At 62.3% G+C, this 17,202-nt stretch carries 13 protein-coding genes; 3 read left to right on the plus strand and 10 right to left on the minus strand.

Annotation, left to right across the window (positions count from 1 at the left end; genetic code table 11):
* The first annotated feature begins 39 nt into the window (after positions 1 to 39).
* Positions 40 to 2,553, plus strand: a complete 2,514-nt coding sequence (locus KF821_06850; protein ID MBX3005531.1) for a penicillin acylase family protein — start codon at positions 40 to 42, stop codon at positions 2,551 to 2,553.
* Between the two features lie 55 nt (positions 2,554 to 2,608).
* Here KF821_06850 and KF821_06855 read toward each other — a convergent pair whose 3' ends face one another.
* From KF821_06855 to KF821_06865, 3 genes are read right to left on the minus strand one after another with little or no spacing between them, the layout of a single operon-like run.
* The gene (locus KF821_06855; GenBank protein MBX3005532.1) at positions 2,609 to 3,823 is read right to left on the minus strand and encodes a PrsW family intramembrane metalloprotease; all 1,215 of its coding nucleotides are present in this window, start codon (positions 3,821 to 3,823) and stop codon (positions 2,609 to 2,611) included.
* Positions 3,820 to 5,076, minus strand: coding sequence for a peptidylprolyl isomerase (locus KF821_06860; protein ID MBX3005533.1), 1,257 nt, complete (start codon positions 5,074 to 5,076; stop codon positions 3,820 to 3,822). The genes KF821_06855 and KF821_06860 overlap by 4 nt, the downstream gene beginning before the upstream one ends.
* Positions 5,077 to 5,097: 21 nt before the next feature.
* The gene (locus KF821_06865; protein MBX3005534.1) at positions 5,098 to 6,348 is read right to left on the minus strand and encodes a hypothetical protein; all 1,251 of its coding nucleotides are present in this window, start codon (positions 6,346 to 6,348) and stop codon (positions 5,098 to 5,100) included.
* A gap of 68 nt (positions 6,349 to 6,416) precedes the next feature.
* Here KF821_06865 and KF821_06870 point away from each other — a divergent pair, with 68 nt between their 5' ends.
* On the plus strand, positions 6,417 to 7,346 hold the full coding sequence (locus KF821_06870) for an NAD-dependent epimerase/dehydratase family protein (protein MBX3005535.1): 930 nt from the start codon (positions 6,417 to 6,419) through the stop codon (positions 7,344 to 7,346).
* A gap of 33 nt (positions 7,347 to 7,379) precedes the next feature.
* Here KF821_06870 and KF821_06875 read toward each other — a convergent pair whose 3' ends face one another.
* The 7 genes from KF821_06875 to KF821_06905 all read right to left on the minus strand — a co-directional run bounded on the left by KF821_06875 (position 7,380) and on the right by KF821_06905 (position 15,027).
* Positions 7,380 to 7,925, minus strand: coding sequence for a hypothetical protein (locus tag KF821_06875; protein ID MBX3005536.1), 546 nt, complete (start codon positions 7,923 to 7,925; stop codon positions 7,380 to 7,382).
* A gap of 44 nt (positions 7,926 to 7,969) precedes the next feature.
* A complete protein-coding gene (locus KF821_06880) occupies positions 7,970 to 8,788 on the minus strand; it encodes an energy-coupling factor transporter transmembrane protein EcfT (GenBank protein ID MBX3005537.1) in 819 nt (272 codons plus the stop codon).
* Positions 8,788 to 10,491 carry an ABC transporter ATP-binding protein gene (locus KF821_06885; GenBank protein MBX3005538.1) on the minus strand — a complete coding sequence of 568 codons (1,704 nt, stop codon included), beginning with the start codon at positions 10,489 to 10,491 and terminating at the stop codon, positions 8,788 to 8,790. Before KF821_06885 ends, KF821_06880 begins: the two co-directional genes overlap by 1 nt.
* 8 nt (positions 10,492 to 10,499) lie before the next feature.
* On the minus strand, positions 10,500 to 10,823 hold the full coding sequence (locus KF821_06890; GenBank protein ID MBX3005539.1) for a hypothetical protein: 324 nt from the start codon (positions 10,821 to 10,823) through the stop codon (positions 10,500 to 10,502).
* Positions 10,824 to 10,827: 4 nt separating this feature from the next.
* Entirely contained in the window at positions 10,828 to 11,421 is a 594-nt protein-coding gene (locus KF821_06895; protein MBX3005540.1) for an ECF transporter S component, read from the minus strand.
* 165 nt (positions 11,422 to 11,586) lie between these two features.
* Positions 11,587 to 13,869 carry an FTR1 family protein gene (locus KF821_06900; protein MBX3005541.1) on the minus strand — a complete coding sequence of 761 codons (2,283 nt, stop codon included), beginning with the start codon at positions 13,867 to 13,869 and terminating at the stop codon, positions 11,587 to 11,589.
* 57 nt (positions 13,870 to 13,926) lie between these two features.
* Positions 13,927 to 15,027 carry a hypothetical protein gene (locus tag KF821_06905; protein MBX3005542.1) on the minus strand — a complete coding sequence of 367 codons (1,101 nt, stop codon included), beginning with the start codon at positions 15,025 to 15,027 and terminating at the stop codon, positions 13,927 to 13,929.
* Between the two features lie 756 nt (positions 15,028 to 15,783).
* On the opposite strand from KF821_06905, the gene dnaA reads away from it, so the two are divergent.
* Positions 15,784 to 17,178 (plus strand): chromosomal replication initiator protein DnaA, encoded by a 1,395-nt coding sequence (gene dnaA, locus KF821_06910; GenBank protein ID MBX3005543.1) that lies wholly within the window; start codon positions 15,784 to 15,786, stop codon positions 17,176 to 17,178.
* Positions 17,179 to 17,202: the final 24 nt, after the last annotated feature.

Genomic DNA, 17,202 nt, shown 5'->3' on the forward strand with positions numbered 1-17,202 from the left:
AATTCCTCCTGGCATTCAACCTGATGCCAAGGAGCAGATATGGGAAAGATTTTCCGCACGATTGGGCTTGGGCTCTTGGCCTTGGTCCTGATTTTGATTGTGGCCGTGGCGATTTGGCTGCCCGGCCAGCTAAAGGCTTCATTTCCTCAGATTGACGGTGAAATTCAAGTGGCTGGCCTGCAAGGCCAGGTGGATGTGTACCGTGATAGCAACGGGATCCCGCACATCTATGCCAGCAACGAGCACGATTTGTTCTTTGCTCAGGGCTACGTACACGCCCAGGATCGCTTCTGGCAGATGGATTTCCAACGCCACACCAGCACTGGGCGTCTGTCTGAGCTGTTGGGCAGCAATACTGTAGACATCGACAAGTTCCTGCGCACAATGGGCTGGGAGCGCGTGGCCCGCGCCGAACTGGCCTTGCTGGATGACACCAGCCGCGCCATGCTGGAAGCTTACTCTGCCGGCGTGAACGCGTATCTGGCGGAGCACACCGGTACGCAGCTCAGCGCCGAGTACCTGTTCTTGAAAGCGATCAACAGTGACTACACCCCCACGCCCTGGGAACCACTGCACACGGTGAGTTGGGCCAAGGCGATGGCCTGGGATCTGCGCGACAACATGGATATCGAGATCGAGCGTGCCATCCTGCTCAAAACCTTCAGCCCGGAGCAAATTGCCGAGCTGTACCCTGCCTACCCGGCCGACAAGCCGGTGATCGTGCCTGATTTTGCACCGGCCACTGCCGCCGCCCCGGCGGCCGCGCAGGCCAGCGCACCCAGCGATGCGCTGGCAGCGCTGATGCTGGGGCTGGATGGCCAGATCGCCGCGCTCGACGATCTGCTCAAGAGTGACCCGAATGCAGACCTGGGCTCGAACAGTTGGGTCGTCTCCGGTGAGCGTAGCGCCAGCGGCTTGCCGCTGTTCTCGAATGACCCGCACCTGGGGGCCAGCGTACCTTCCATCTGGTACCAGATGGGCTTGCACTGCCAGCCCACCGGGCCGGATTGCAACTACAACGCCGCCGGGGTGTCCTTCGTCGGTGCGCCGGGCATTGTGCTCGGCCACAACGATCGCATTGCCTGGGGCTTCACCAACGTGGGCCCGGATGTAATGGATCTGTATGTCATCAAGGTCAACCCCGATAACCCCAACCAGTATGAAATGAACGGGGAATGGGTGGACATGGAAGTGGTCACCGAAGAGATCGTAGTGGCCGGCAGCGAAACCATCGCCCTGCCGGTGCGCATCACTCAATTCGGGCCGATCGTTTCTGACACCTATGGCAGCCTGAGCGACTTTGACGAAACCTCGGGGCTGGATCTGCCCGAAAGCTATGCACTGGCGCTGCGCTGGACGGCACTGGAGCCAGGCACCACCTTGCAGTCGTTGTTCCATCTCAACCGCGCCCAGAACTTCGCAGAGTTCCGCGAAGCGGCCAGCCAGTTTGTCGTGCCTGCGCAGAACCTGCTCTACGCCGATGTGGATGGCAACATCGGTTACCAGATGCCCGGCTACATTCCCATTCGTAGCGCCGGAGATGGCCTCTACCCCGCCCCCGGCTGGACGGATGAATATGCCTGGCAGGGCTACATTCCCTTTGAGGAATTGCCGTATGCCTACAACCCGCCTTCGGGCTACATCGTCACCGCCAACAATGCGGTGGTGGGCGATGACTACCCCTACCGCATCAGCGATGTGTGGGATTACGGCTACCGCGCCCAGCGCATTGTGGACATGATCGAAGCGGCCCCCGGGCCGATCGACATCGCTTACTACCAGCAGATGCTGGGCGACAACCTGAACCTGGGTGCGCAGCCGGTGGTGGATGCGTTGGTGGCGCTGGATTATGGGGATGCACGCCTGAACAGTCTGCGTGATGGGCTCGCCGCCTGGGATGGGGCGCATGACAAAGAGTCTCGCGGGGCGGCGTTGTTTGCCCCGGTGTGGAAGCACCTGCTGGCTGAGACCTTCAACGATGATCTGCCCGAGATCGCCTGGCCGAATGCCGGCGGTGGTAGCGGCTGGTACGTAGTGATTGAGAACCTACTGGCGCAGCCGGAAAGCCACTGGTGGGATGATGCCCGCACGCCGGAAACGGAAACCCGCGATGACATCCTGAAGCGTGCCTTTGCAGCCGGTGTGGCTGAAGTGGAAGCCACGCTGGGCAAGGATGAGAGCCAGTGGGCCTGGGGTAACCTGCACACCATCACCTATGAGCATGATGTGATGAGCAACTTCCCCCTGATCGACAAGCTGTTCAACCCGGGGCCGTATCACACCTCGGGCGGCAACTCCATCGTCAACGCTACGGGCTGGGGCGGCAATGAAGACTACGCCATCACCACCCTGCCTTCCAAGCGCACCATCTTCGATCTGAGCAATTGGCAGAACGCGTTGCAGATCACCACGGTGGGCCAATCGGGCCATGCCACCAACCCGCACTACAAGGACCTGGCGCCGCTATGGGCGGATATTCAGTTCATTCCGTTGCACTGGGATCTGGCTGCCATTCAGGCAGACGCCGAAGGCCACTTGATCTTGCAGCCGTAACTGGCACACACTACACAATAAAAAGCTGCGGCACATTGTGCCGCAGCTTTTTTGTTTACTGCGTTGGGCGTGATTTGCGCGCCAACTGGGTAAGCGGCGCTTGCAATTTGCGGTTCATCACGGCCAGCACGGTCAGCGAGATCAGCGTGATCGCCGCCAGGGCAAAGCCGCCCAGCTCCTCGCGCCCGGTGATGAAATGTGGGGCAAAGCTTTGCAATACCACCACTCCGTTCCATAGCCCATGCAGCAGGATGGTGAAACCGTAAACCAGAAAGACGCCCAGATAGCGCCCCTCGTTCTTGGCGCGCACCAAAGCCCAGCCCATCAGGCCCGCGGTGGCGATATGGAAGGCGGTGGCGCCAAAACGCAGGCTGGCGGTGAGTGCCCAGCTGGCGCTGGCATTGGCGGAAAACAAATTTTCCAGCAGGGCAAAGCCGGCCCCGCCCAGCAACCCGATCGCAAACCCTTGTGCGTTGGATAAGGGGCGACGCCAGACCAGCAGCCACACTGCGATAGGTTTAAGCAATTCCTCGATCAACGGAGTAAATAGTGCCAGTTGCGCCAAGGCGAGCCCTAAGATCACTGGGTCGTGCACAAAATCGGCAACCAGTTGCAGCATTTCCTCGGCATCTTGCATGCGCGGCAGCGCACTCTCTATGTAGGGCAACTGGGCTGCCAGCGCGGGCTGCGTGAACAGATAGATCCCGCCCAGGATCAGCAAAAAGAAGCCGACCAGCAGCTCCAGCAGGCCGGCGAGCAGCGGCGCTGCCGTCAGGCCGCTGGCCAGCGCGCCCCAGGTGAGGCGCGGGCCGCCCAGGCGCAAGCCGTGTAGCCCCAGCCACACCAGGCCGAGCACGGAAAGGGAAGCGGCCAGCACGTGCACGGGCGGCAGCAGGATCTCGAGCCCTTGGCCAAGCGCCGCCGCGCCGCCCAGGATCACCAGCGGTAGCAGCAGGAAAGCCAGCGCGGCCAGATTGCACTTGATGGCGGGTGGCGGCGCGAGAGGGCGGTTCATCAGTTGGGCCAGGCTGTATGCGGCGGAGGGTAGGAGCAGCAGCCCGGCCCACAGGGCCGCCGCGGCGGCCAGAAGAATGGAGACCGAGAAAGGCTCTGCGAATAGCAAGGGCTGCAGTACGGCATAGGCCAGCCCGCTGAAGGCCATGCTCAAAAAGCCCATCAGCCCCAGGCTACTGCCGGTAAATTGCAAGAGCGTCACCCAAGACGGTTTGGTAGTGGGTTTGGCCGGGCGAGCGACACGGCGCGCGCTCACTGTTCCTCGATCTGCACGCGTAGGATGCGATCGCCGGGTGGCAGGCCCAGCCCTTGCGAGGGATCGCGCGGTGCCAGCGCGTCGACGATGGGCATGCCCTGTAGCACCCGCCCGAAGATCGTGTAGCCTCCGTTGAGATGCTCGGCGGGGGCATAAGTGATGAAGAATTGGCTGCCGTTGGAGGTTGGCCCGGCATTGGCCATCGCCAGCAGCCCGGCACGGTCAAAACTCAGCGTGGGCGCGGTTTCGATGCCGAAGGCGTAGCCGGGGCCGCCGTAGCCGGTGCCACTCGGATCGCCTGCCTGCGCTACGAAACCAGGCAGCACGCGGTGGAAAGTGGTGTCGTCAAACCAGCCTTGGCGCGCCAGGAAGACAAAGCTGTTGACCGCGTTGGGCGCCACTTCGGGCAGCAACTCCACAACAATGTCGCCGTGCTCGGTGGTGATCGTGGCGCGGTAACTTACGCCGGGTTCCAGTTGCATTGCCGGGCAGCGGTTGAATTGGCGCAGCGCCAGCAAATTGAGCTGGATGATCACATCCAGGCTGTCGATATCGATCGGGCCACCATGCGGGCCGGCATCGGTCACCAGGAAGGGCGGCGTGCCGAGTTGCTCGGCCTGGCCCTGTTCCCAAGCGGCTTGAGCGCGTGCCAACGCGCTGGGGTCTTCGAGTGCGCTGGTAAAGGCCGGCACGTCCAGTACTAACGTATGGGCCTGCTCGGTGAGCCAGGCAACAAATGCCTCGCGGCTGAGGCCAGCCCAGGTGTCTTGCTGGGCGAAGAGCAGATCGTGCATTTCCCAGAAGGCGCCTTGTGCCCCGGCGGCTTCGGCGGCGCTGAGCGCCAGATCGGCCTTATCGTTGAGCGGCTGCTCGGCGCTGCCCAACAGTGGATAGGGGCGAAAGATCACGCGCAGTTGTTCAGGGTAGCGCGCTTGCAGCGCGGCCAAGGTTTGGGCAAAGGCCGCGCAGGTGGGGCATTGAAAATCACTATACACCAGCAGGGTGATCGGCGCATCGGCGGGGCCACGCGCCCAATCGGCCGCGCTCAAGGGCGCATAGGGCATGCGCTCAAAATACTTGCGGTTCTGGCCAGCGCTCACCGAGGTGCACTGCATGTCTGGGTAGGCGCTTGGCGTAGTGGAGCTGGGGCTGAGCACCGGCGCGGTGGCCAGCGCAGCCGCAGATGGGCTGGCTGGGGCGCAACTGGCCAGCAACCAGCTAAACAGAATGGCAAGTAGAGCAAAGGAGCGCATGCTGGCGATTCTACCAGCGCGCTATGGCGCCTGGCTGAGCTGTGCCTGCAGCTGCGCAAACGACGTCAGGCTTTGCATCGTGTGCACGAACGCCAACAGGCTGGGGCTGGCGGCGCGCAACTGGCGCACCGCCGCGCCTACCGGATCCTCACCGGCGGGGCCAGTCGGCGTATCGGCGTAGCTGCCATAGAAGGCGAAATAAGCCTGATTGAGCTTGCGAAGCGGATAGCCGTTCTCCCAGAAGATCAGGCGGCGCGCCTCCATGTAGTTTTCGGCCGCGGCCACCTGGCCGGCCGCCAGCAGCGCATCCACGCGTAGCCGGGTGGTGTGCATTTCCTGGCGGAAATCGAAGCGGGGTGGCTCCATCGTGGCGGCGCGGGCTGGGCGCGGCGAGGGCGCCGGCGCGCTGGAGGGGGCGTATTCGGGGTAGTAGCGTGCGATCAGCAGGGCGCCAATTTCCTTGCCAAACAGGTTGGCGGTCGTCTCGTTCATCGTGGTCAACTCAGGGGCTTGGGCATACTGCCAGCCAAGCGGGTGCCAAGCCAGGTAGTTGTGCAACCACTCGTGCGCCACCACTTCGCACAGCCAGTTCAGTGCACTGGTTTGCGCCACCATCGTGGGATAGGTGCCGATGCCGCCTACCGGCACTACCAGGGTGGCGACATCCAGTGTTGCCGCCACCTGCTCCTCGAGCGCGATCTGCTGCTCCAGGCTGAGCTCGGTTTCGAGGGAGATGTTAGCCTCTTGGCGGATGGCGTCACGCGGCGAAACGATCAGCGCCCAGGGCAGTGGCGTGCTGTGATACAGCATCGGCGGGATGGGCTGGCCGCCCAGGGCAAAGCCCTGCTCAGCCAAAATGGTGCTCATCTGGACCTGCAAGATGCTCTCAGCCAGTGGCGCTTCGGCGCGCCGTTGCGCATTCAGTTGCTCCAGTTGGGCGTTGGTAGCTTCGATCTGGCCCGCTACGCGCGCCGGCTGCGGATCGGCGTGTAGTGCGCTGAGCTGGGCTTCCTGGAGCTGGATCTGCGCCACCAGCGCCATGAACTGGCGCACTCGTTGACTTTGTTCTTCGGTGGGCAGGTAACGCGGCAGGCCGAGGGTGGCCGCCTGCAGCTTTTCGGCGGCCGTGCGCAGGGTCCAGCGCACATAATCGAACTCAAGCGGGCGCGTGAAGGCGCGCACCTGCTCTTGCGTGTCGTGCAACGGCAGGCTAGCGCGGCTGAGCGCAGGGGCGCAGGCGGCCAAGAGCAACAGCGAGAGCAGGCGGCGCATGCCCCGATGATACTGCCTGCAGCGCGGTGCGGCGGCCGGGGAAAGCCCCAATGCTATAATCGCTCACCATGAATTTTCTGATCACCGGTGCCGCCGGTTTTCTAGGCTCGGCATTGGCCAACCAACTGGCCCGCGAGGGGCACCTGGTGCGTGGCATCGATAACCTTTCCAGCGGTGAGCCGCAGGTGCTATTCGATGATGTGCACTTCACGCGTGGCGATGTAAACGACCGCCCCAAACTATGGACTCTGCTGCAGGATATTGACTGCGTCTACCATCTGGCGGCGCGTGTGCTGGTGGCTGAGTCGTTGCTCTACCCGCGCGAGTACACCGATGCCAACGTGGGCGGCACGGTGAGCTTGATGGAAGCGATGCGCGATGTGGGCGTGCGCCGGGTAGTGTTTGCTTCGTCTGGTGCGGTGTATGGGGACCAGCAGAGCCAGCCGCTGCAGGAGGACGCCTCGCCCTTTCCGCATTCACCGTATGCCGTCTCCAAGCTGGCTGCCGAATACTACGTGCGCACCATCGGCGCGCTGTGGGGCATTGAAACGGTGTGCCTGCGCATTTTCAACGCCTATGGCCCCGGGCAGCACCTGCCCCCTTCGCATCCCCCGGTGGTGGCCAATTGGCTGCGCCAGGCGGTGCGCGGCGGTTCGCTGGTGGTGCATGGCGACGGTAGCCAGACGCGCGATTTCATCCACGTCAGCGATGTGGTGCGCGCCCTGGTGGCGGCTGCCACTGCGCCGGGGATTGACCAGCGCGTGATCAATGTGGGCAGTGGGCAGGAAACCCGCATGCAGGATCTGGCGGAGATGATCTTGGAGATCACCGGGCGGCGTGGCGAGATCCTCTACACGCCGCACAATGATCGCGGCGTTTCGCGTATGTGCGCCGATACGCAGTTGGCCGCCAAGCTGTTGGGCTTCACGGCGCGCATGCCGCTGGAAAAAGGCCTCAAGCAGACCCTAAAAGAAGACGCTCGGTTTAAGAGCGTCTAGTCTTTTGCTATTCAGTTACGCTTACTTTGAACCCTAGTCCACCTTGAAGCGCTGGATGATCTCCTGATATTGTGCCAAGCGCTCCGGCGAAGGATCCTTACCACCGAAGGTGAGGAAAACTTTGAAGACGGCATGACCTTGGCGGTCAAAGAATTGGAAGCTCAGCGCATCTTTACCGTCGGTGTGGCTGGGCTTCACCACCGCAAAGATCGACCCGAGGCTGCTGGCACGGATGTGCATATCCAGCGGGTCATTCTGCACATTGAAGAACCCCTGGGTGTTGCTGAATTTGCCGAAGGTGCCTACGCTTTCCAGCGTGACGCCAGTATTGGAGACGGCCACATGCACGTCACCCAGTGTTTCAAATGAGCGGATGATCGGCTCCCATTGATCGGCATCCAGCTCGGTGACCAGTTCGCTGGGCATTACACGCACGACTTCAAGCTCGGGCACGCCGAGTTGGCGGGCGAGCACCAGCACCATCTGCTTGCGATCGCGCTCATAGGCCCCGCGAATCGCTTCGGCGCGCTCAATGTCATTCAGTCCGTCCAGGGTGGGCAGGCTATTTTCTAAGACCATCTTCTATTCCTTATATTTGGCGATGATCAATTGTACATCAGGCCCTAGAGGATTTGCAGCACATGCAAAGGGCCAAGCAGGCCGAAGTGGCGCAAGGCCAACAGGAGCGCGGCGCTCAGCGCCCAGAAACCCAACAGGTAGGCCCAATCCCAGCCACTGAAGCGCATGCGGCGGAAGTAGCTGCGTTGCGGCAGGGCGCCAAAGGCGCGGGCATCCATCGCCAGCGCGGTGCGCTCTGCCTGGCGGATGGCGGTGGTGAGCAGCGGCACCGCTGAGCGACGCAGGCGCTCCAGTGTGCCGCGCCAGCCCGGCTGGCTGTCCACGCCGCGCACGCGGTGGGCAGCTTGTACTACCGCCATTTCACTTTGCAGCATGGGGATGAAACGAAAGGCTGCCAGGGTGCTATAGCCAATGCGGTAGGGCAAGCGAGCCTGTTGCACCAGGGCGCGCACAAAATCGGCCGAATCGCTGGAGAGCGAGAACGGCAGCGAGCTGGCCAACAGCGCCAGGATGCGCAGGCCGGTTACCAGCGCCAAATACAGGCCGCCCTGATAGAGCATGATCGGGCCCCACTGCCACAGCAGGCGGGTGTGTTCCACCAGGCTCTGGCGCACCAGGAAGGGATAAAAAGCGGTGAAGAGGATCACCAGCAACAATAGCGGCGCCAACAGGCGCAGGAAGCGGCGCAACGTAACGCGCCCCAATGTCAGCAGGATCAGGCTGGTGAGGGCCAGGAAGGCCAGCGGGGTCCAGGGTTCGCTGACCACTAGCATCAGCGCCATCTGGGGCAACGCCACCAGTAGCTTGCTGAGCGGGTTCAGGCGGTGCAGCGGCGAATCGTACGGTTGGTAGAGCGTCTGCATCAGGAGAGGGCCAAATAGTCGTTCAGGGTGAGCACCTGGCGCAGGTGGGGTTGCTCCGTGGCCAGTAACGCCGAGAGGCGCGCCAGCGGCGGCAGGGTGAGGCGCGCTTCGGATAGCAACGCCGGCTGGGCGGCCAGCGCAGCGGGGGCGCCATCAAATAGGACCCGCCCGGCGCTCATCGCCACGACGCGGTTGGCGTTTTCAAGTACCAGGCGCATATCATGGGTGATCACGATGACCGTCTTGCCTGTGCGGTTGAGCTCCTGCAAGATCTCCAGCAGCGCGGTGGCGTTGCGCTCGTCCTGGCCGAAGGTAGGCTCGTCCAGGATGAGCACATCCTGCCCCAGCGCCAGCATGCTAGCCACGCTGAGGCGGCGCTTCTCCCCGTAACTCAGCGTGAACGGATTGGCTTTGGCATAGCGCACCAGGCCAAAGGTTTCCAATAATGCTTGGGTGGTGCTGGCCAGGGTGGCCTCTTCGGTTTGCATCACGCGCAAGCCGTAGGCCACTTCATCCCACACTGTCTCGGTCACAAATTGGTGCTCTGGGTTTTGGAAGACGTAGCCAATTTTGCGCGCCAGCTCCTGAGTGGGGATCTCGTTGAACTCCACTCCCTGTAGCTGGATCGTGCCCGCCGGGGGGCGCAGAATGCCCATCAGATGCTTGGCCAGCGTGGTCTTGCCAGCCCCGTTGGCGCCCACGATGGCGAGAAAATCGCCCTGGTTGATCTGCACCGAGACATCTTGCAGCGCGGCTTGCTGGCCATAATTGAATGAGAGGTGCTGGATCGAAAGAGCCGGCGGGGTGGGCTGGGCCGGGCTGGCTGGCTCGGCTGGGGCCGGCGGCGTGGCCGCCGCCACCCAGGGGCGGAAGGCGCGCACCGCATCGCCCAGGGTGATGGGGAAGAGCGGCAGGGCTACGCCACGCTGCCGCAAAGTGTGCGCCAGTAAGGCCACTTGCGGCATCCAAACCCCCATTTGTTGCAGCGCCGGGCCGTGCTCATCAAAGATCTGCCGCGGCGGGCCATCCGCCAGGATGCCACCCTGGGGGTTGAGCACCACGACGCGATCGATGAGGTGCATCAACTCATCCAGCTTATGCTCGATCAGCACCAAAGTGTGTTCGCCGCGCGACTTCAGCTCGGCCAGTAGGGCGAACACCTGCTGGGTTCCCATCGAATCCAGGTTGGCGGTTGGCTCATCGAACACCAGCACCTCGGGTTGGATGGCCAACAGGGAAGCCAGCGCCACGCGCTGCTTCTCGCCGCCGGAGAGCGCCGAGACCGGGCGATCGCGCAGGGCCGAGACGCCGACATCCGTCAAGACCTGTTGGATGCGCGTTTCCATTTGTTGCGGAGGATAGCCAAGGTTCTCAAGGCCGAAGACGACTTCGTCTTCCACCTTGAGCGTAGCAAACTGCGCATCTGGATCTTGAAACAGAATGCCGACCTGTTGCGCCAGGTCGGCCACAGAATGTTCTTGAGTATCCAGCCCCGCCACGCGCACGGAGCCGCTGCGTAGCTCGCCTACGGCCTGCGGTAGCAGGCCGTTGAGGGTGAGCGCCAAGGTGCTCTTGCCGGAGCCCGAAGGCCCCAGCAAGAGCACGGTTTCACCATGGCTTACGTGCAGGCTCAACTGGTGCAGCGCAGCCAACTTGCGCCGCGCATACTTCACCGTGAGCGCATTGATTTCAATAATGGGCATTACAAACGTTACGCAAACAGCAGGCGGACATCTTCGACCATGAAGACGGCCAGGATGCTGATCATCACCACACTTAGCGCAACATAGCGCCAGCGCCACGACGTATTCCACAGGCGGCGAATGTTGTAGACGATCATCCCCAGAGCGAAGACATCGATCAGCAGACTGAGGATAAGTGAGATCGAACCGCTTAGGCCGATAAACGGCAGCAAAAATGGAAAGACGATGTATTGCAGCGTGCAACGGATGGCCACAAACACAATGTAGCCCGCCATGCTGCGGTCACTGCCTTTTACTTGCTCGGGGCTGGGGGCCAGGCGCTCTGCTTCCATTGACTTAGATCTCATCCGCGCGGCTTTCGCCCAGTGCTGTGTTGGCCAGCACGCCAGTCTTTACCACGGAGTCAGCCAGGTATTGGGCGATCACACTGCACAAGCCGAAGACGATGGCCGAGACGGCCAGCGCGGCGGCCAGCACACTGGGCGCGAAGGTGGTGGTGTGCAGCATCGAGCCGAGGATGAGCACGAAGACGCTCACGCCGGAGGCAACGCCCAGCCAGAGCATACCGATACGGCTGAAGTTGCGATAGCGCGTCAGCAGCCAGACGAACAGCTCACCCACCAGGCCGATCAGGGCGCCGATCATCACTACGATCAGGCTGTAGGGGCCGAACATGGAAGGCAGCGCACTGAGGACACTGGCCAACAGCGTGGCGCCCGGTTTGCGCATCACATACGCGGCGAACGCGGCGGGCATAAAGTACAAGCCGCCCAAGATGGTGCGGGTGAAGATGCCCCCCAGGCTCAATAGGCCTGCGTAGGCCCAGGTGACGGGGATGAGCAGCACGCCGAAGGCCAGGCCGATCACGATAGTGACCAGTAGGTCGCGCGTGCTCCACGAATTCTTCCCCTTAGCTGATTTCTTAGCCATGCTCACAACCTTTCCTTGCATCCAGGCAAGTTGTACCACTTTCTGGCGGGGCGCGACGTTGACGCCACCCACCGAAAGTGCGTAGAATGATTTTACGCTTGGAAATACCCGCTACGGGCTTTTTCAGGCATACAGGCCGGGATGCCCCCCGGCCTGTACTTGTTACTAATGGGTTGCGGCGTGTTGCCCCTGCGTGCGGCTCTTCTTTTTCAAACCTTCGGCCAACAGATAGCTACCGATCACGATGAAGGCCGCCACACATTGCAGAGCGAACCCTTCCCAGGTGGCATACAAGCCGAACCACATACCCGCCCAATACGGCAGCGCAAAGCCCATGGTGTGCGCCGGCAGCCAGCCGAGCAATTGCAGCGTGTAGGTGGTTTTGCCCACCATCACCAGCAACACCGCACCGATCATAATGCCGGTAACAATCAGCATCTTCTTGTGCGGCAAGCGGCTTTGGAAGCGGAAGGTGAGGAAACCGATGATGCCGGTGAGCAGCAAGCCTACCGCCACGCCCGCCAGCACAATCTGATTGCCGCCGTCGAGCACCAGGGCTTGCAGGAACAGCACGGTCTCGAAGCCTTCGCGATACACGCTGGTGAAGCCCAGCGAGATCAGGCCCAGCCACACACCGGTTTCGCCGGAGAGCAGGCGGCGCTTGCGCCCGTGGAAGGCGGCCAGCCAGTTATCCCAGTAGCTCTTGTGGAAGAACCAGTTGGTGATGAGTAGCAACACCACGATGGCGATCAGCGAGACGATCGCTTCGAGCTTCTCGCCGTAGCGCGCCAGCGAGAGCAGAACACTGCGCGCCAGGCTCCAGGTGAGCACCGTGGCGAGCAGCGCCAGTGCGGTGCCGACCCACAGCGGCTTGCGATACTGCTGGTTCTGTAGCTTGAGGCTGCCCATCAACGAGGCCAGGATCAGCACCGCTTCCAATCCTTCGCGGAAGACGATCACAGCGGCATTGGTGGCAATCGCGCCGGGAGCGCTTTGCACCGAGAGCAGCTTTTGCACCTGCTGCAGCTCGGTGTTGAGCGCCACGCGCACCGTGCGGATCTCTTGCAGGGGTACCTGGCGAGCGATCAAGCTGCTAAGCCCGTTCTTGTTGACAGCATCACCGTTCCAGAACAGGGCTTCCACGCGTAGTTTCAACTCCGGATCAAGCGAGGTGAGGCGTGCTTCAGGGCCACTTTCCATGACGGCATAGGCTTCCAGACGAGCCGATTCGGCCATGGCGTAATCGCCGGCGCGCACTGCGTTCTCCATCTGATCCAGCATCGAGTCGATGACATCAAAATCGCCGGCCACGCTCTGTTGTTTCCATTCCTCCGGCATCAGCGCATCCAATGTGGTGAGCACTTGCTGGGCTTCCTGGTTCAACTGGCGCGGCTCGGCAACGGCGCCGCCGGTGTTGGCCGCCAGCAGGCGCGCGCCGAGCGTATCCAACAACCCGGCGGTGGCGGCGGTAGCGCTGGCGTCAATGCCCGCCAGCACATCGCGCAGATCGGTGAAGGCTGCCACGGCGGCTTCGTGGAAGGTGACGGCCTCCTGGATCTCGAATTGCAGGGTCACCTGGCCGTTGCTCACGCCGCGGCCATACTCCAGCGGCACGAGATAGATGTAACGCAGCAACTGCCCGGCGCGGCGGGCCTGTTCCTCAGGGCTCAGCGGCGCGGCGCGGAAGTTATCCAGCACGGCGTGGGCCGCGTTCAATGCCGGGGTGAGCTCACCGCCTTCGAGGGCGGCGGTTTGCAGGGCGGCGAAGGCGGCTTCGGCCTCGGCCAGGGCGGCGGAGCCGCGTTGCTCGGCATACGCCGGTGCCAAGATGGCGAAATAACCCTGGGCAAAGCCGGCGCTTTCGGCCAGGCGCGTGCTGAAGCCGCTGGCGGCGGCTTGGGTCAGCTCGCGCAGGGCTTCGTTGAGGCGGGCCTGATAGGTATCGTAAAGGTCGGCGCGCACGAATTGGGCCACGGTGCTGCTATCCATTTCGCCAGAGGCCAAGGCGAGCAATGCGACGGTGGCGTCGCCATTGGGGCGCGCAAAGCGTGAGGCGGTGCGGAATTCGCGCACGGGCAGCCAGGCCTGGGCCGTGGCGGCATCGCCCGCGGCGACGGCGTGCTCCACCAGGCGGGAACTGCCGGCTAATACTGCAGTCCAGGCGCTGGCGCGGCCGGCGGCAAACAACGGCACGTCGGCGGCGGCGATGGCGTTTTCCATCTGGGCCAGTGCGGCCTGCATGCGTTGGCCGGCGGCAGGATCGGCGCTGCTTAGGGTTTGGCCCAGGCCCGCGGCCCAAACCGCCTGGGCTGCGGCCAGGTGTGTACTGGCGTCACCGTCACCGGCCAGCAAGTTGCGTTGGGCGTTAAACAGCGCGGCGCGCAGGCTTTCGGCCTGCGCAGCCGGGCTTTCTCCCGCCGCGCGGGCAGGGCTGGCCGTGTGTATCACGGCCAGCCCTGTGAGTACAAGAAGGTAAACGAGCTTGCGAAGTCTCAAGACTGCCTTTTACTCAGCAATCTCCACATTCAGCGCAGCAGCCACCTGGGCTACCTGGCCTGCCACCGCAGTGGCGCGGTCTTGCGCTTCCTGGCCGAGCACATCTGCTTCTTCGGCGGTGAAGGTCTTGCCAGCCTGTTCTTCGGCGTAGACGCCGGCCACAAAGGCTTTCAGATCCACCAGGCCCTGCTCGATCTGCTCCGCCTGGTCCGCATCCACACTGGCAACCTGGGCCTTGATCTCGGCGTAGACGACTTCCAGACTGGTGAGGATGTCTTGGATATCGGCCAGGCGCGAGATGACCACGAAGTCACGCTGGGTGGAGGCATCACCAACTACGAAGCGCGAATTCTTCCAGGATTCGAAGTACTCGCTCATCGTCGGCACCATCACCACCAGGGCGGTGTAGGCATCCGAATCCGTCGGCGTCCAGGCGGCGGTGGCGTCCTTGAGCTCCACGATGTAGCTGTGGGTCAGATCGGCCGCGCCCTTGAGCACATTGGCATCCGGCAGCAGATCGGCGAAACCTTCGCCGTCCGCGTTCACGTCAGCCACCACGCCACTGCTGTAATCGGCATAAGTGCCCCACAGCGTGCTTTCGAGCACACCGAACAGGTTGCCCGGCTGCGGCAGTACGCGGCCATCCGGCAGTTGCAGATCGAACGGCACGGCGCCTTCGGGGTCTTCGGCGCCAGAGGCACCCGCATCCAGGATGACGTCATAGTCGGCCAGGGTGGGCACACCGGCCACAATGCCCTCGGTCTGCTCGTAGAGCGGGCTGACCTTGAGCCAGGCGGCGCGCGCATCCATGATGGCGGCGGCGGCCTCATCCGGCGCCGTGGCCCACAGCGCGGCGTAATCGAAGCCGGCCGCTTCGGCCAGGCTGTAGTACGCATCGGAAGCGCTGACCAGCTCTGCGCTGGCCGCTTCCAACTCAGCCACCTTGGCGGTCAGGTATTCCTTGATGCCGCTCAAATCGGTGGCCACCGGCGCATCCGCGGCGGCATCACTGCTGGTTTGGTCCACCGCGGCAGGCGTGGCTACGGCGGCGGGCTGGCAGGCAGCCAGCAGCACGGCTAGCAACGCGAAAATGAAAACAACTCTCTTCATCTGAACTCTTTCTCCTTTGTCGCGCAAAGGTTGCTAAGGCGAAGGACCAAAGCAATACTGCCCATAGGGCAGAGGTGGATTGGGATGCAGGGGGTTTGGCGTTGGCCCTGGCAGGCAGCCAGGGCGCGTCAAGCGCGCCTACTCCCCATGAATATAGTGAGATGCGGGCCAATAATCTATACACCACGCTCAATTTGCATATCGCCCGGAGTTGATGGACGAACACACCTGGGTTTAACTTTTTTGAGCTGCCACGCGCCACTACACCACGCGCGTACGCGCTGAATCTGCGCCAAAAACGCGTGATTCAGAATTTGCAAAGTTGCTTGGACGCCAGCGTGCACGCGGCGCGCGGAAAAAATGTTAAGGTAGTGGCTGCGATAGAGCGGTATCGATACGTTCGATTTGAATCGCACCACTTGTTGGGTACAGGCCGTGATACCCCCCATGTGTGGGTGGATTCATGCAGCCAACAAATGTTACGGTGCTGCGCTAACGTGACCGAATTTTTAACGCGTGCCTGAAAGACTGCACTCTTAAAGAATGCGAATCTTTTAGGTAGTGGAAGGGGATTCGGCGCCTAAAATGCTTGACCGCCGGGGGTCATTTGTTACAATGCCGCCCCCTGATGCCTGCATTGCCAGACATCAGTATCAACAATCTGTAGCGACAACTGAACATCTCCCCACAGGCAGCGGCTGTGAACGCAAGGGTCTGAATTCGTCTTACGTGGTGATGGGCAGAGAGAGGAGAGCCGTGAACGCAAGCCACGCTTGGCAAGCTGCCCTGGGGCAACTGCAAGTTGAAATGCCGAAGAGCACCTTTGATACCTGGGTGCGCGACGCAGAATTCGTTGCTTACGAAGACGGCTCCTTCGTCATCGGCGTCAATAACGCCTATGCGCGTGATTGGCTCGAAAGCCGCTTGAAGAGCACCGCCACGCGCATGCTCACCGGCATCATGAACCGCAGTGTTGAAGTGCGTTTTGTGGTGTGGCTCAAGGAGCAGGCCCTGGCGCCCACCACGGGCGCGGCACTGCCCTCGCTGGCTGAACCGGCGGTGCTGCCACGCATAAACGAAATCCCCGAAGCCAGCCCAGTGGAGCCCAGCGTTGGCCCGCAGTTTGGCATCAACTCCCGCTATACCTTTGAAAACTTCGTGGTCGGCTCAGGCAACCGCCTGGCGCACGCCGCCTCCATGTCGGTGGCGGAGAACCCGGGCAAATCCTACAACCCCCTGTTCTTGTATGGCCGGGTGGGCCTGGGCAAGACGCATTTGTTGCGGGCGATCGGTTTCGCCTCGCAGCAGCGCGGTTTGCGCGTGCTGTACGTCTCGTCTGAGGAGTTCACCAATGACCTCATCAGCGCCATCCGCAGCCAGACCACGCCCGCCTTCCGTGATAAATACCGCTCGGCCGATGTGCTGTTGATCGATGACATTCAGTTTATTGCCGGTAAAGAGTCCACGCAGGAAGAGTTCTTCCACACCTTCAATACCCTGCACGGTCAGAACAAGCAGATCGTGCTTACCTCAGACCGTTCCCCCAAGGGCTTTTTGACCCTGGAGGAGCGCCTGCGCTCGCGCTTTGAGTGGGGCCTGCTGGCTGATATCCAATCCCCAGACTATGAGACGCGCTTGGCCATCTTGCGCAGCAATGCTGAGAAACTGGGCCGCCCGGTGCCGGCCGAGGTGTTGGAGGCGATTGCCGAGCGCATGCAAACCAACATCCGTGAGCTGGAGGGCGCGCTGAACCGCATGGTGGCCTATGCCTACCTGCGCGATGTGCCGCTGACGGTCGATCTGGTGGACGGTGCCCTGGCGGATATACTGCCGGAGCCGCAAAGCCTCTCCCCCGAGAATATCGTAGAGGCAGTGGCACGCGCCTTCAACCAGCCGCAGGACAAGCTACTCTCGCGGGACCGCTCGGCCCCGGTAGCGCTGGCACGCCAGGTGGCGATGTACCTAATGCGCGAAGAAGCGCGCCTCTCCCTGCCCAGCATCGGGGAGGTGCTGGGCGGCCGCGATCACACCACCGTAATGCACGGCTACGAGAAGATCAGTGAGTTGCTCGAAACCGATGAGCGCTTGCGCCGCCAGGTGAGCGACCTGCGCGAGCAACTCTACGGTGAGCGCAGCGCCGTGCGTGCTTAGCAACTAGACCCCTGAATAAAAAAA

Source organism: Anaerolineales bacterium (assembly GCA_019637755.1).
In the GTDB taxonomy this organism is placed as follows: Bacteria; Chloroflexota; Anaerolineae; order Anaerolineales; family UBA11579; genus JAMCZK01.